Source organism: Kibdelosporangium phytohabitans (genome assembly GCF_001302585.1).
Taxonomy (GTDB): Bacteria; Actinomycetota; Actinomycetes; order Mycobacteriales; family Pseudonocardiaceae; genus Kibdelosporangium; species Kibdelosporangium phytohabitans.
This window is the reverse complement of sequence record NZ_CP012752.1, coordinates 8,413,516-8,429,029: the sequence shown is the minus strand read 5'-3', so window position 1 is coordinate 8,429,029 and position 15,514 is coordinate 8,413,516. Positions and strand designations below refer to the sequence as shown.

Sequence of the window (15,514 nt, the reverse complement as noted above, 5' to 3'; positions counted from 1 at the left end):
AGGACTGGAATGAAACGACACTGGGGTGCCTTATCTGTTGCGGCCGCGCTGTTCGCGGGTGTGCCCGCTGCCGCGAGCCCGGACGGGCAGGCCACCGTGATCCGGCGGACGTCCTACGGGATCCCGCACATCAAGGCGGCCGACTACCGGGGGCTGGGCCTGGGCGCCGGATACGCGTTCGCCGAGGACAACGCGTGCGCACTCGCCGACATCGCCGTGACGTTGGCGGGCGAGCGATCCCGTTGGCACGGACCGGGCGCGACCACGCTGAGCGGTGACAACAACCTGGTCAGCGACCTCTACCACCAGCGGGTCAACCAGTCGCGTGTGATCGAACGGTTGCTCGCTGCGCCGAACGGCCCGTCACGGCAGGCGCGCGACCTGATGCGCGGCTACGCCGACGGCTACAACCGCCATCTCGCCGGGACGGGCGGTTCGACCGACGTCACATGCCGTGGCGCGCAATGGGTTCGTCCGCTCACCGAGATCGACATGTGGCGGCGGGTCTACCAGGTCGCCACCTTCGAAGGCGGCGAATCGGCGCCCGGGAACCTCGTGACGGCACAACCGCCCGGCTCCCCGGTGCCACCGGCCACACCGGTCGCCCGTCCCGGGGACGTCGGCAGCAACGCGATCGGCCTCGGGAAGGCGGCGACCGCGGGCCGGACCGGGATGGTGCTCGGCAACCCGCATTTCCTGTGGCAGGACGACTTCCGGTTCTACCAGCAGCACCTGACCATCCCCGGCGAGCTGAACGTCAGCGGTGCGGGGATGGCCGGTGCGCCGTTCGTCCTGATCGGCCACAACGACCGGATGGCGTGGAGCCACACCACATCCGACGCCGAAGTGACCACGCTGAGCAAACTGGCGCTTGTTCCCGGTGATCCCACGAGTTACGTCGTGGACGGTCAGGCGCACCGGATGACCAGCGAGCAGGTGACAGTGGCGGCCCGCCAGCCCGACGGCAGCGTCCGCCCCGTGACCAGAACCCTCTACCGCACACCGGAAGGCCCGCTCTACGAGCTGCCCGGTCCGGGGGAGTGGACTGACAGCACGGCGTATGTGTTCCGCGACGCCAACGCCGACAACCTGCGCCTGGTGGACCAATGGCTGGCGATCGCCCGGTCGGGCAACGTCCAGGACGTGCACGCGTCGCTGAAACGCCACCAAGGGCTGCCGTGGGTCAACACGGTCGCCGCGGACAGCACCGGAGCCGCCTACTACGCCGACATCCAGGTCGTCCCGCACGTCACCGACGAGCTACGGGCCCGCTGCGCGGCCGGACCGCAGATCGGCAGGCTGGTCCTGGACGGCAGCCGTTCGTCGTGCGGCTGGGGCAGCGACCCGGACGCCGTCGTCCCCGGCAGGCTCGGGCCCGGCCGGCTGCCGAGCCTGGTGCGCCACGACCACGTCAGCAACATGAACAACAGCCCGTGGCTGGCCAATCCGGCCCAGCCGCTGACCGGCTACCCGTCGATCGTCGGCGACGTCGGCACCGAGCGGTCACCCCGGACACGGCTGGGGCTGGACATGATCGCCGACCGGCTCGACGGCAGCGACGGACTCGGCGCGCCGGGTTTCACGCTGCCGGCCTTGCAGGCGAGCATGCTCGGCAACCGGAACCTGACCGCGGAACAGGGCCGTGTGGCCATTGTCGCCGTGTGCCAGGCGAACCCGACGCTGACGGCGAGCGACGGTTCCCCGGTCGACGTCCGGGCGGCGTGTGCCGCGCTGGCCGCGTGGGACGGAACCGGGGAGACCGGCGAACGCAGCCGGGGCGCGTACTTCTGGCGTGTCTACGGCAACAACGGGATGCGCGGGCCCGACATGTGGCTGGTGCCGTTCGACGTCGCCGACCCGGCCCGCACACCCCGTGACATCAACGCGGGCAGCCCGCGGCTCAAGCAAGCGTTCGCCGACACCGTCAAGGCGTTCGCCGCCGCCGGGGTCCCGGTGGATCTGCCGCTGGACACCGTCCAGCAGTACGCGGGGATCCCGATCCACGGCTGCAACGGCGCGGAAGGGTGCTTCAACGTCATCAACGGCCCGTACGGCCGCGTGCCCGTCAGCCAGGCGCCGGACATCCGGCACGGATCCAGCTTCGTCATGGCCGCCGAACTGACCAGGAGCGGGCCGCGGATGCGCAGCATCCTGATCCACGGCCAGTCGGTGAACAAGGCGTCACCGCACCACACCGACCAGGCCCGCCTCTACGCCCGCAAACAGTGGGTCACCGGGCTGTTCACCGAGACCGAGATCGCCCGTGACCCGCGGCTGGCCGTGCGGGTGCTCAGGTGAGGAGATCAGGGGAAGGCACGGGCGATGCCGAGCCACTGCCGCGTGCCCGCGCCGACCGCGGTGGGCCCCGGGTCCTGCGGCGCGTGACCAGCAGGCAGAAGTCGTGGGCGCTCGGCTGTCATATCCACCTGACAACTGCGCAGTGGCCGTGCAAGCTGTTCAAGTGACGCAGGTATTTCTGGTGTGCGGGCCGTCTGGGGCGGGCAAGACGATGCTGAGCTATCCGCTTGCTCGCCGGGCCGGCGCGGCTCTGGTCGAAGTGGACGATCTGGTCATCGCCGCGCAGACCCTGACCACCGCCGGGCAGCAGCCGGAGTTGCACTACTGGGACGAGAATCCCGACGCGGAGGGGCGGCTGCCGGTCCAGCAGATCGTCGACATGCAGATCGCCACCGCCCGTGTCCTTGCGCCCGCGGTGAACGCGGTGATCGCCAACCACGTGCAAACAGCCACACCTGTGGTCATCGAGGGCGACTATCTGCTTCCCGAGCTGGGTGCCGACTGGGGTGATGTCGTACGCGCGGTTGTCGTGCATGAGCCGGATCTCGACCAGTTGATCCGTAACTACGCCGCCCGTGAACCCGAAGCGGGGATCCAGCGCAAACGAGCCGAGTGCAGCCTCGCGTATGGTGACTGGCTCGCCGGGCAAGCTGTGCGGCACGGTGTACCGGTTCTGCGTCCTCGGCCGTGGGTGAGCGCTGACCAGCGGGTCAACGCCGCGTTACGCGTGGTTCCTCAGGGATGTTCCTGATCTTTCCCTGATGCGTGGCGAACTGGTTGCCGCCACGCGCGGCAACCGACACCATGGGCCGGTGGCCAAGATCAAATCCGTTCTCCTCGCTTCGGTGGTGGCGGGCACGATGTTCACGTGCACGCAGGCACAGGCGAAGGAGACGATCGACTGGCGGGCTTGCCCTGAGGCGCCGAAGGACCATCCGGTGCGGTGTGCCGCTGTGCGTGTGCCCGCGGACTGGTCGACTGGTCGTGGGCAGGTCAGCCTGCGGATCGCCCGGCTGCCCGCGGCGGACGTGTCCAAACGGGTCGGCGTGCTCATGTTCAACCCCGGCGGGCCGGGGTCGGGCGCGGCCGGGTACCTCACCCAGCCCCTGTACGCCGAGCGGTACCTCGGCAAGGCCGTTCTGGAACGGTTCGACGTGGTCGGGATCGATCCGCGCGGTGTCGCGGGCAGCGAACCGATCAAGTGCGACAAGCCCGCCCACGACCCGGCGGTGGACCGGTTCCCGGCCGACACCGCGGGCGTTCGTGCTCTCATCGCGGCAAACGCGGCATTCGCCCAGTCATGTCACGGGTCAGCGGCGGAGCACCTGGACACGGTGAGCGTCGCCCACGACATGGACGCCGTCCGTTCGTTGTTGGGGGAGAGGCAGATCAGCTTCCTGGGCGTGTCCTACGGCACCATGCTCGGCCGTGCCTACGCCGAACGGTTCCCGGATCGGCTGCGTGCGCTGGTGCTCGACGCGATCGCCGACCGGTCGCTGGGCGCGGGCAAACTCGCCATCGACGACGCGAAAGCCGTGCAGGACAGCGTGAACCGGTTCGCTGGGTGGTGTGCGGGGCAGACCGGGTGCGGCGTGGACGTCCCCGAGGCGTTGCGGTCGGTCCAGGACATGGCTGACCGTGGTCAACTCAAAGCCGGGCAGGCGAACGTGACCGCGCGCGAAGTGCAGATGGGCGTGAACGCGTTCTTGCAGTCACCGATGCTGTACCCGAACCTGGCAACAGCGTTGAAGGCCGCACAACAAGGCGACGGCACCGCCATCCACCAGACGGGCATGCACACCGACCCGTGGGGCTACGGCATGTACCGGTCGATCATCTGCCAGGACGTCGACACGCGGGGCGTCGCCGCACGTCTGCCCGAGCTTGGCCGCACCGCGCGTGAAGTGGCGCCGGACCTGCGTGGCTATTCGGAGTTCTGGGACATCATGTCCGGGTGTGTGGGTTGGCCGATACCGGCGCAATGGCAGCCGCACCCCTGGCGCGCCACCGCACAACTACCGCCGACACTGCTGGTTTCCGGCGCGCATGACGTGGCCACGCCTCGGTTGTGGGCTGAGAACACCCGCCGTCAACTGCCCAACAGCATGCTGCTGCGGTGGGACGGCGACGGCCACGCCGCGTGGCCCATGCACAACGCGTGCGCCAACGCCAGGACGGTCGACTACCTCATCACCAGGCAGCTCCCGCCACCGTCCACAGTGTGCTGACTAGCCGACGACCGCGGCCGCGTCGATGCCGAGCAGATCCCGCAGGGCTTGTTCTCCCGCGGGTGTCAGGCGGACAGCGCGGCTGCTGCCGACCTTCCTGGTCCACGAGTTCTCCTGGAACCGGCGGCAGATCTGGGCTCCTGCCGTACCGGCCAGGTGGGACCGGCGTTCGGTCCAGTCCAGGCACGTTCGGGTCAGCGGCCGTTCCGCCGTGCGCAGGTCGGTTTCGGCGATCCCCAGATCGCCGGTCAGCCAGGCCCGTCCGGCACGGGTCAGTGACAGGTCGTTGCCGGCGTCGAGCAGGCCCTGCGCGGTCATCGCGTCGGTGATCGCCACGCCGAGCCTGCCTGCGAAGTGGTCGTAGCAGGTGCGGCCGCGGGCGAGGGCCGCCGACGCCGTCACGGCACGCAGCGTGGTCGGTTTCGCCGGTGTCGTGAAGGACGAGAGGTGTTCCAGCAGTTGCGCCGTCGCCGGACCGGCCAGTTGCACGTAGCGGTGGCGCCCTTGGCGGCGCTCGACCAGCAGTCCGCCCGCCACGAGCCGGTTGAGGTGTTCGGTCGTCGTGGACGGTGCCATCCCGGTGTGGCCGGCCAGTTCACGCGCTGTCCACGCGCGACCGTCCAACAGGGCCAGGCAGATTTCCGCACGGGTGCTGTCGGCGAGCAGGGCCGCCAGTTCCGCGAGTTCCGATCCACGCACCATGCGCACATTCTGCGCCGCCGACAGTTCGGCGCACACCGAAACGTTCCGGTCGTAACGTGGCCGCATGTCGATCCTCACGGACGCCGCCTGTACGATCCCACCTGTCCCGGACGGTGGCCCGCCGGTCGGGATCCGCTGGCTGCGGCGCAATGTCGCACGGTTCACCGACGGCCCCGACCACGAGCGTCGCCGAGCACAGGTCACGACCATCCTGGCCGCCATCGACGTCGCTGACCTGCGTCAACAGGCCGCGGAGCACACCAGGGCCATCCTCGCCGGGCGACCAGCGGTCCTGGTCGCCGACGTCGCCGGAGTCGTCCCGGCTGCCGTGCTCGGTCACGCGCTGGGCGCGCCCGACCTGCCGGTGGGCGCTGTCGCCGCCGTCGCCGGGGCCTACCAGCCCGGCACCGGGCCCGAGGAACCCGCCGACGAAGCCGTGGCCGAGCTCGTCGAGTTGATGGGTGGCACCGCGGACGAACCCACCGCCGGGCGGATCGCTCTGCTGGCCCAGGCGTACGCCGCCACTGCGGGCCTGGTCGGCAACGCCGTACTTCGCCGTACGGAAGGGAAAAACCCGGCCGAGGTCGTCGCGGAGACACTCCGCGACGACCCGCCGGTGCGAGCGACCAGGCGTGCCGAACCCGGCACAGGCACGGTCGTGTCCGTCGACCTCGCGGGCAGTGGCCTGCCCTTCGGTGCGGGGCCGCACGAGTGCCCAGGTCAGGTGCACGCCATCGCGATCGCCGAGGGGATACTCGAGGCAGTGCGCGCTAGCTGATGGAGAAGTCGTCGGCGTAGACCGTGCCCTGGCCGTACCAGCCGTGCACGTACACGGTCACCGCGCCGGACGAGCCGGTGGTGAACGGAACGGACAGCTGTTTCCACCCGCTGGACGACGTCCACGCGCTCGCGGTGGCGCCACCGCTCACGCCGAGGTACGCGAAGTTGCCCTGCACCCAGGCTTTCAGCGTGTAGCTCTTGTTCGGCTCAAGGGTGACGGCTTGCGACGCCTGGCCTGTCGACGAGCCCGTCGCGTTGACCTGCAACGACTTGGTGCCGGAGTGTGTCGGCGTGCTGACGACCGTGTCACCTTGCCCCGACCACGGAGTCAGTGCGCCTGACTCGAAGCCCGCGTTGAGGATGCCGCCGGACGGCGAGCTTCCGTTCACGGTCACCGTGTACACCACGGTGTGGCTCGCGGCGGGCGAGGTCGCGGTGATCGTCAGCGGGTATGAACCTGGTGGTGCGGCCGTTGTGGTCGAGATGTTCAGGGTCGCGGACCCGCCGGCGGTCACCGAAGACGGGCTGACGGCCGCCGTGACACCGGGCGGCGTGCCCGCTACCGAGAACGTCACGGTCTGCGCCGTGCCGGAGGTGACGGTCGTGCTGATCGCCGCCGAGGTCGCCGCGCCCGGGTTGACCGCGCCGGACGACGGGTTCAGCGTGACCGCGAAGTCGTTGCCCGGGTTGGGGTTCTCGCCGGTGAACGGCGCGAAGGTCCGGCTGAACTGCCAGGTTTCCTGTGCCACACCGGAACAGTCGTCGCGCCCGCCCGTGCCGGGGCAGTTGCCGTTGTCACGCTGCAGCGCCCAGAACGACAGGGTGTTGATTCCCTTGGCCACCGCCCAGTTGTAGACGGTGACGGCGTTGGCTGTGGTGAAGGTCTCCGCGGGACCGAAGTCGTCGATGCCGATCATCTCGGTGATGCCGACCATCGCCCACAGCTGCGCCGGGGTTTTGCCGGGGTACAGCGCGCCCAGTTGGCGCACCAGGCCTTCGGCGGCGGTCTGGGTGTCACGGGCCATGTCGTGCGGCTGGTTGTCGTAGTAGTCGAACGTCATCAGGTTCACGACGTCCACGCGCGCGTTGTTGGTGACGGCGTTGCGCAGCACGGCGAGCCCGCTTTCCGCGAGGCCCTGCGTGGTGGTGGGCAGCGTGTAGGAGAACTGGATTGTGCGCCCGTTGGCCGCTGCCCAGTCCTCGACCTGCTTGATCGCCTTGTTGCGGCGGTCGATGCCCGCCGCGTTGTTCAGCGAGTCGGCCTCGATGTCCAGGTCGATCCGGCTGATGTCGTAGGTGGTGATGACGTTCTGGAACACCGCGGCGATCTGGCTGACGTTGCCGCAGCTGTCGGCGATCTCGGTGCCCGTCGTGGTGGCCGTGTAGCCGCCGAAGGACGGGATGACGTCGCCACCTCGTGACTTGATGGTTTTGATGTCGTTGCCGAACGTGCTGGCGGCGATGGGCATGCCTGGGTCGCCGTTCCAGTACGCCGTGCAGGAACCGGCGGTCGCGGTCTGCAGGAACGCCATGGTCAGGTGCTTGGCGCCGGACTGCTGCGCGAGCGCGGCGGGGCTCTCACCGGTCCACGCCTCGAAGTATGGCGCGAACACGTGGGCGGGTAGTGCCGCCGCGCTGGCGGGGGCGGCGGTGGCTACCGTGAGTCCGATGGCTGTGGACACGGTCGCCACCAACGAGAACAAGCGTCTCATGGGTGTACTCCAAGGCAGGGGAGTCTCATGGGGTCGTCGCGCCCCGACCCCATGAACTGGCGGTGCGATCAAGTGTGAAGTGGTCTAGACCTTACGGCCAGACGCTGTTCGGGCCAACTTCCCCTTGACATATCGCCCATACCGCCCGCCACGGCCGCAAACGCCGCAGCCGGTTCGTCCACAGTGGCCCCCGCTCGCCCGGCCTTCTCCGTCTGTGCTCTTTTTTTAGGGGGCTTTTGTAGGGGGCTGACGTCCAAGCGGGGGTTGCCCGGGCCGGGACGCGCGGAGAAAATCGGAGCATGTCCTGTACAACAGGGTGAAACGCGTCACCCGGTCCAGCGTAGCGACCCGTCGGCAAGTGGGCTTTTGGTGGTTCCCCACAATTGGAGAGCGCTAGCATGCTCCCCTCGCGACATATCCCTACCGACTGGTAGCGGTACAGGCTGTACGGGCGCGGGAGGCGTCGCTGCGAAGCGCGCACAGAACGAGGAGGGCTTGGTCGGGTGTTCAGTCGTGTCGCCATTGTCAACCGTGGAGAGGCCGCCATGCGGCTCATCCACGCAGTCCGGGACCTGGCCGCGGAATCCGCGACACCGATCGAGACCATCGCGCTGCACACCGATGTCGATCGCACGGCCACGTTCGTCCGCGAAGCCGACGTCGCCTACGACCTCGGCCCGGCCGCGTCGCGGCCCTACCTCGACCTGAAGGTGCTCGAACAGGCACTGGTCGAGACCAAGGCCGACGCCGCGTGGGTCGGCTGGGGCTTCGTCGCGGAGGACCCGGCGTTCGCCGAGCTCTGCGACCGGATCGGGGTCACCTTCGTCGGCCCGGGCGCCGACGCCATGCGCAAACTCGGCGACAAGATCGGCGCGAAGTTGATCGCCGAGGAGGTCGGCGTGCCGGTCGCGCCGTGGAGCCGCGGCGCGGTGGAGACGCTGGACGCCGCCATGGTCGCGGCGGCCGAGATCGGCTACCCGCTGATGCTCAAGGCGACCGCCGGCGGTGGTGGCCGCGGCATCCGCGTGATCACGAGCGAGGCCGAGCTCGTCGACGCCTACGAGCGCACCAGCCAGGAGGCCGCGCGCGCGTTCGGCAGCGGCGTCGTGTTCCTCGAACGCCTGGTCACGGGCGCGCGCCACGTCGAAGTCCAGGTGATCGCCGACGGCCAGGGCACCGCGTGGGCGCTGGGTGTGCGTGACTGCTCGGTGCAGCGGCGCAACCAGAAGGTCATCGAGGAGTCGGCGTCGCCCGTACTCAACGCTGAGCAGACGGCCGAGCTCAAGGCGTCGGCCGAGCGGCTGGCCGTCAAGGTCGGGTACCGCGGCGCGGCGACCGTCGAGTTCCTCTACCACCCCGGGGACAAGCTGTTCGCGTTCCTCGAGGTCAACACCCGGCTGCAGGTCGAGCACCCGATCACCGAGGCGACGACCGGGTTCGACCTGGTCAGGGCCCAGCTGCACGTGGCGTCCGGCGGCAGGCTGGAAGGCCGCCCGCCGGTGGAGCGCGGGCACGCCATCGAAGCGCGTCTCAACGCCGAGGACCCCGACCGCGACTTCGCGCCGTCACCCGGCCGGATCGCGCGGCTCGACCTCCCGGCGGGCCCGGGCATCCGCGTGGACACCGGTGTCAGCGAAGGCGACACCATCCCCGCCGACTTCGACTCGATGATCGCCAAGATCATCGCCTACGGCCGCGACCGCGACGAGGCACTGGGCAGGCTGCGCCGGGCGATGACCGAGACCACGGTCATCATCGAGGGCGGCGCGACCAACAAGAGCTTCGTGCTCGACCTGCTCGCCCAGCCCGAGGTGATCGACGCCAGCGCGGACACCGGCTGGATCGACCGCGTCCGCGGCGAGGGCAGGCTCGTGTCCCACCAGCACTCCTCCGTCGCGCTGATCGCCGCCGCGATCGAGGCGTACGAGGACGAGGAGCGCGCCGAGCGACAGCGCCTGCTGTCCACCGCGTTCGGCGGACGCCCCCAGGTGCAGCACGAAAGCGGCCGTCCGCTGGACCTGAAACTGCGCGGTGTCGGCTACCGCGTGCGTGTCGCGCGGGTCGGTGCGCACCGGTTCCGCGTCGGCCTCGAAGCGGGCGAGGACGTCCGCGCCGCCGACGTGGAGCTCGAACGCTTCGACCAGCACACCGGCCGGATCACCGTCAACGGCGCGCGCTACCGCGTGCTGACGGCCACGCACGGCCCGATCCACCTGGTCGAGGTGGACGGCGTGACCCACCGCGTCAGCCGGGACGAAGGCGGCGTCGTGCGTTCGCCCGCGCCCGCGCTGGTCGTCGCCACGCCGCTGGAGGTCGGTGCCGAGGTCGAGGCGGGCGCGCCCGTGCTCGTCCTGGAGAGCATGAAGATGGAAACAGTGCTGCGCGCGCCGTTCAAGGCACGGCTGAAGGAATGCGCCGTGACCGTCGGCAGCCAGGTCGCCACCGGCGCCCCGCTGCTGCGGCTCGAGCCGATCGCCGACGACGACGCCGAGGACACCGCGGGCGTCCAGGCCGTCGAACTGGACCTGCCCCCCGCGCCCGACGCGATCCCGGCTGTGCGGCGGGCCGCGCGCGGCCAGGAAGACCTTCGCAGCCTGTTGCTGGGCTTCGACGTCGACCCGCACGACGAGGGCCGCGTGCTCGACGGCTACGTCGCCGCGCGGCGCGCCGCCGCCGAGCACGGCGACCGGCCGCTGGCCGAGGAACTCGCGCTGATCGACGTGTTCGTCGACCTCGCCGAGCTGAGCCGCAACCGGCCAAGTGGCGACACGGTCGAGGAAAGCCACGTGCACAGCGCGGGCGAGTACTTCCACACGTACCTGCAGAGCCTCGACGTCGAGCGGGCCGGGCTGCCGGAGTCGTTCCAGGCCAAGCTCCGCAAGGCGCTCGGCCACTACGGCGTCGCCGAGCTGGAGCGCTCGCCGCAACTCGAGGCCGCGGTGTTCCGCATCTTCCTGGCCCAGCAGCGCGCGTCCGCCGACGCGCTGGTCATCACGACCTTGCTGCGTTCCTGGCTGCAGGAGGCCCCGCCGGACGAGACGCTGCGCGAACCGGTCGGTCTGGTGCTGGAACGGCTGGTCGCCGCGACGCAGGTCCGTTTCCCGATCGTGTCCGACCTCGCGCGTGGCGTGGTGTTCGCGTGGTTCGGCCAGCCGCTGTTCCGCCGCAACCGCGCCCGCGTGTACGCCGACGTCCGCAAACACCTGCGGTACCTGGACGAGCACCCCAGCGCGTCGGACCGCTCCGAGCGGATCGCCGAGATGGTCCGCAGCACCGAGCCGTTGGTGCGGCTGCTCGGCCAGCGGCTCGTCCGGGACAACCTGGACAACGCGGTCATGCTGGAAGTCCTGACCCGCCGGTACTACGGCAACAAGGGCCTCAAGAGCGTCCGCACGAGCCGTGTCGCGGACTGCACGTTCGTGGTCGCCGAGCGCGCGGACTCGTGCGTGGTGTCCGCCGCGGTCAGCTTCGACGCCCTCGGCAGCGCGCTCGACGGCCTCGCTGAGCTGACGGTCAGCGAGGACGCCATCGACGCCGACATCTACCTGGCATGGGAGAAGCAGCCGGCCGACTCGGACGCGATGGTGGCCGCGCTGCACGAGGTGGTCAGCGCGCACCCGTTGCCCGACCAGGTCCGCAGGCTCACCGCGACCGTCGCGGGCCGTGGTGGCGCGGTCATGCACCACCACGTCACGTTCCGCCCGTCGACCACCGGCATGGCCGAGGAACGGCTGATCCGCGGGCTGCACCCGTACATCGCGCAGCGGATGCAGATGGAGCGGCTCACCAAGTTCGACCTGACCCGCCTGCCGTCGTCGGACGAGGAGGTCTACCTCTTCCGGTGCGTGGCCCGGGGCAACCAGTCCGACGAGCGCCTCACGGCGTTCACGCAGGTGCGTGACCTGACCGAGCTGCGCGAGCAGGACGGCAGGCTTGTCGCGTTGCCCACGGCCGAGGACGCCATCTCCGCGTGCCTGGACTCGATCCGCCGCGCGCGGGCACGGCAGTCGTCCAAGACGCGGTTCAACACCAACCGGGTCGTGGTCTACGTCTGGCCGCCGAGCGGCATCACCCGCGAAGAGCTGGAGATGATCGTCAAGCGCGTGCTGCCGACGACCGCGGGCGCCGGGCTGGAGGAGATCCAGTTCATCGCGCGGCAGCGCGACCGGGCGACCGGTGACCTGTTCAAGGTGGCCGTGCGGTTGACGTTCGACGCCACCGGCGGTACCGAGCTCACTGTCGGCGAGCCGTCGGACGACGTGATCGAGCCGCTCGACGACTACCGCCTGAAGGTGTTGCGCGCGGCCAGCCGCAACACCGTGTACCCGTATGAGCTGACCGACAGGCTCGGCGAGTTCACCGAGTACGACCTCGACGACAACCACGCGCTTGTCCGAGTCGACCGTCCGAAGGGACGCAACACGGCGGCGATGGTCGCCGGTGTGGTCACCACGAAGACCAAGCGTCACCCGCAGGGCGTCAAGCGGGTCGTGCTGCTGGGTGACCCGACGAAGTCGCTGGGCGCGTTGTCGGAGCCGGAATGCCGTCGCGTGATCGCCGCGCTGGACCTCGCCGAGCAGCTGCAGGTGCCGTTGGAGTGGTACACGCTGTCCTCGGGCGCGCGGATCTCCATGCAGTCCGGTACCGAGAACATGGACTGGGTCGCCGCGGCGCTCAAGCGGATCGTGGAGTTCACCCAGGACGGCGGCGAGATCAACATCGTGGTCGTCGGCATCAACGTCGGCGCGCAGCCGTACTGGAACGCCGAGGCCACGATGCTCATGCACACCAAGGGAATCCTGGTGATGACACCGGATTCGGCGATGGTGCTGACCGGCAAGCAGGCGCTGGACTTCTCCGGTGGCGTGTCGGCCGAGGACAACTTCGGCATCGGCGGCTACGACCGCGTGATGGGCCCGAACGGCCAGGCGCAGTACTGGGCGCCGAACCTGACGGCCGCGCGGGACGTGCTCATGTCGTACTACGAGCACACGTACATCGCGCCGGGTGAGTCCGCGCCGCGCCGGGCCAGGACCAGCGACCCGGTCGACCGCGACATCACCGACTTCCCGCACACCGTCGAAGGCAGCGACTTCACCACGGTCGGCCAGATCTTCTCGGCCGAGTTCAACCCGGACCGCAAGAAGCCGTTCGACATCCGCACGGTGATGCGCGCACTGTCCGATCAGGACCACCCGGTGCTGGAGCGCTGGGCGGGCATGGCGGACGCGGACACCGCGGCCGTGCAGGACGTGCACATCGGCGGGATCCCGGTGTGCCTGCTGGGAATCGAGTCCCGGTCGGTGCCGCGCCGCGGCTTCCCGCCGACCGACGGCCCGGACTCCTACACCGCGGGCACGCTGTTCCCGCGGTCGTCGAAGAAGGCCGCGCGGGCGATCAACGCGGCCAGCGGCAACCGGCCGCTGGTGGTGCTGGCCAACCTGTCGGGCTTCGACGGCTCCCCGGAGTCGATGCGCAAGCTGCAGCTGGAGTACGGCGCCGAGATCGGCCGGGCGATCGTGAACTTCCGCGGCCCGATCGTGTTCTGCGTGATCTCGCGGTACCACGGCGGCGCGTTCGTGGTGTTCTCGAAGAAGCTGAACCCGAACATGACGGTGCTCGCGCTGGAGGGCTCGTTCGCCTCGGTGCTCGGTGGCGCCCCCGCCGCCGCCGTGGTGTTCGCCGGTGACGTCAACGCCCGCACGGCGGCGGACCTGCGCGTACGGGACATGGAGGCACGCGTCGCCGCTGCCTCCGGTGCCGCCCGCGCCGCGCTGACCGTGGAGCTCGAGGAGTTGCGTTCGTCGGTCCGCACGGAGAAGCTCGGTGAAGTGGCCGCCGAGTTCGACCGCGTGCACGACATCCAGCGTGCCGTCGAGGTCGGCTCGGTCGACGCGGTCATCCGCGCCGCGGAACTCCGCCCGAAGATCGTCGAAGCCATCGAGGCCAACCAGAGTTGATCAGCAGGTGATGTCCCCAGTGGGCAGCGCGCCACCACGCAGGTAGTCGTTGACGGCCTCATCCGCGCACGGTACGGCGGTGAGGCCTTCAGCGCCGCGTCCGTAGACACCGTGCGACCGGATGTCCGCTGTCACCATGCGCGAGCCGGCGAGCCTGCGGTGCAGGGCGAGCGCGCCGTCGTATGTGACGTTGTTGTCCCGCAACGCGTGCAGCATCAGCACAGGCACGTTGTTGCCGATCGCGGTGCCGCCTTCGCGTGGCGTGGACTTCCAGAACGCGCACGGCGCGATCATGCCGTTGACGTACGGCCCGAAGACCGGCTCGGCAGCACGGCTGCGCTGCATGTTGTGCCAGTAAGTCCGCGGGTTCTTCGGCCAGCCGCCCGCGGGCCAGCCACCGTCACCGCACATGAACAGCGCGCCGCCGACGAGACTCGCCTCCAGCTCCGGCGACGTCAACAGGCCGAGCATGGCGGCCAGCTCGGGGCCGGGTTTGGTCAACGTGCCCGCGTCCGCCGCGACCAGGTCACGCACCAACGCGGCGAGCGCCGGGTTGTGCTCCTGGTTGTGCAGGGACTGCTTGAGCATCAGCCGCACCACGTGCGCGCTTATCCTGTTGCCGTCCACCGGGATCGGCGTGTGTCCGGCGTGCTTGAGCACACGCCACACCGTGTCCCGGACCTCGGTGGCGGTACGACCGAGACGGTATGTGCTGTGGTGCCCGGCGACCCACGCGGCCCATTCGTCCATCGCCCGTTCCAGTGGCCGCCCTGTTCGCTGGAAGAGTTCGTACTGGGATGCCGCCGGATCGGTGGACGAGTCGATCACGATCCGGTCGGCCCGCGCCGGGAACATCTGCGTGAACACGGCACCGAGGTCGGCACCGTAGGACGTGCCGAAGTACGACAGTTTCCCCGCACCCAGCGCGGCACGGATCGCGTCCATGTCCCTCGCGGCATTGCGCGTGGAGGCGTGTGGCAACAGGGCCGCGTTGGTTTCGTGACAACGCTCCGCCAAGTCGCGTGCGGACTCGATGGCGCTGTCGAAGTCCTTGCGGGGATTGGTTCTCACCCCCGGTTGGCCGGGCGGCGGCGGAGTCCCGCAGCTGATCGGCTGCGATTCGCCGAGGAAGCGGGGATCGAAACCGATCAGGTCGTACTGGTCGGCGACTGCGCCCAGTGCCGGTCGCAGCGAGAGCAGGTAGCCGAGCCCGGCGCCACCCGGCCCGCCCGGGTTGCCCAGCAGGATGCCGCGCTTGGGGCCCGCGGTGGCCTTGATCCGGGAGATCGCGATCTTGACCGTGCGGCCACCGGGAGCGGAGTAGTCTAGGGGCACAGTGACTTCGGCGCACTGCGCGCCCGCCTTGGCGAGGTCCTCGTCCGGACAGGACCGCCAGACGAGCTGTTCGGCGGGCGGCGAAGCCGCGGCGGGCGTGGGACCGGCGATCAGGGTGGAAACTCCCACAGCGAGTGCCGCGGGCAACGTGAACCGCATCGCAATCCTTGAGTGCAAGGGGACAAAGGCGCCGCCAGTCTGGTGGGACGGTGATCGCGCGGCCATGGCGCACGCTGGTCGATCATGGGTGTAGCCGGCTACACCTACTGGTTGGAGGTGGTGGACGTCGGCGCGGGAGCGGGGGAGAACAGCTCTCGTGCACCGATGACGACGACGGCCAGGACGACCAGGAGAATCAGCAGGCGGACGTAGGGAACCCAACTGCGGCCGTAGATGGCCGGTGCGGATGCCCGGATCAGCTCCGCGGCGAGGCTCTGCGGCGGGTCCTCTTCCTCGTTGACGGACATGGGGCGGCTCCTTGCAGGCAGGTGGGATCGGG

At 69.8% G+C, this 15,514-nt stretch carries 9 protein-coding genes; 5 read left to right on the top strand and 4 right to left on the bottom strand.

The window, feature by feature from the left end:
• Window positions 1-9: 9 nt before the first annotated feature.
• The 3 genes from AOZ06_RS38065 (at window position 10) to AOZ06_RS38055 (ending at window position 4,526) form a co-directional block, all read left to right on the top strand.
• Window positions 10-2,298, top strand: a complete 2,289-nt coding sequence (locus AOZ06_RS38065) for a penicillin acylase family protein (protein WP_063810182.1) — start codon at window positions 10-12, stop codon at window positions 2,296-2,298.
• A 163-nt stretch (window positions 2,299-2,461) separates the two neighbouring features.
• Entirely contained in the window at window positions 2,462-3,049 is a 588-nt protein-coding gene (locus tag AOZ06_RS38060; RefSeq protein WP_236951876.1) for an AAA family ATPase, read from the top strand.
• 61 nt (window positions 3,050-3,110) lie between these two features.
• Complete coding sequence (locus AOZ06_RS38055; RefSeq protein ID WP_169799033.1) at window positions 3,111-4,526, top strand: alpha/beta hydrolase; 1,416 nt, start codon at window positions 3,111-3,113, stop codon at window positions 4,524-4,526.
• Here the strand turns inward: AOZ06_RS38055 and AOZ06_RS38050 are convergent, their stop codons facing one another.
• Window positions 4,527-5,228, bottom strand: coding sequence for an ArsR/SmtB family transcription factor (locus AOZ06_RS38050; RefSeq protein ID WP_054297231.1), 702 nt, complete (start codon window positions 5,226-5,228; stop codon window positions 4,527-4,529).
• Between the two features lie 64 nt (window positions 5,229-5,292).
• On the opposite strand from AOZ06_RS38050, the gene AOZ06_RS38045 reads away from it, so the two are divergent.
• Window positions 5,293-6,006 (top strand): cytochrome P450 family protein, encoded by a 714-nt coding sequence (locus AOZ06_RS38045; protein ID WP_063810181.1) that lies wholly within the window; start codon window positions 5,293-5,295, stop codon window positions 6,004-6,006.
• Here AOZ06_RS38045 and AOZ06_RS38040 read toward each other — a convergent pair.
• Window positions 5,999-7,720, bottom strand: coding sequence for a glycosyl hydrolase family 18 protein (locus AOZ06_RS38040; protein ID WP_054293795.1), 1,722 nt, complete (start codon window positions 7,718-7,720; stop codon window positions 5,999-6,001). The two genes, AOZ06_RS38045 and AOZ06_RS38040, sit on opposite strands and share 8 nt — an antisense overlap.
• Before the next feature lie 503 nt (window positions 7,721-8,223).
• Here AOZ06_RS38040 and AOZ06_RS38035 point away from each other — a divergent pair.
• Window positions 8,224-13,680, top strand: coding sequence for an ATP-binding protein (locus AOZ06_RS38035; RefSeq protein WP_054293794.1), 5,457 nt, complete (start codon window positions 8,224-8,226; stop codon window positions 13,678-13,680).
• On the opposite strand, the gene AOZ06_RS38030 is transcribed toward AOZ06_RS38035, so the two are convergent.
• Window positions 13,681-15,174, bottom strand: a complete 1,494-nt coding sequence (locus AOZ06_RS38030) for an alpha/beta hydrolase (protein WP_054293793.1) — start codon at window positions 15,172-15,174, stop codon at window positions 13,681-13,683.
• Window positions 15,175-15,278: 104 nt separating this feature from the next.
• Window positions 15,279-15,482 carry a hypothetical protein gene (locus AOZ06_RS38025; RefSeq protein WP_054293792.1) on the bottom strand — a complete coding sequence of 68 codons (204 nt, stop codon included), beginning with the start codon at window positions 15,480-15,482 and terminating at the stop codon, window positions 15,279-15,281.
• Between the last annotated feature and the right edge of the window lie 32 nt (window positions 15,483-15,514).

Excerpts from the sequence above, each read along its gene's own strand:
- AOZ06_RS38065 (WP_063810182.1), top strand. The coding sequence starts at position 10 with ATGAAACGACACTGGGGTGCCTTATCTGTTGCGGCCGCGCTGTTCGCG.
- AOZ06_RS38050 (WP_054297231.1), bottom strand. The coding sequence starts at position 5,228 with ATGGTGCGTGGATCGGAACTCGCGGAACTGGCGGCCCTGCTCGCCGAC.
- AOZ06_RS38045 (WP_063810181.1), top strand. The coding sequence starts at position 5,293 with ATGTCGATCCTCACGGACGCCGCCTGTACGATCCCACCTGTCCCGGAC.
- AOZ06_RS38040 (WP_054293795.1), bottom strand. The coding sequence starts at position 7,720 with ATGAGACGCTTGTTCTCGTTGGTGGCGACCGTGTCCACAGCCATCGGA.
- AOZ06_RS38030 (WP_054293793.1), bottom strand. The coding sequence starts at position 15,174 with ATGCGGTTCACGTTGCCCGCGGCACTCGCTGTGGGAGTTTCCACCCTG.
- AOZ06_RS38025 (WP_054293792.1), bottom strand. The coding sequence starts at position 15,482 with ATGTCCGTCAACGAGGAAGAGGACCCGCCGCAGAGCCTCGCCGCGGAG.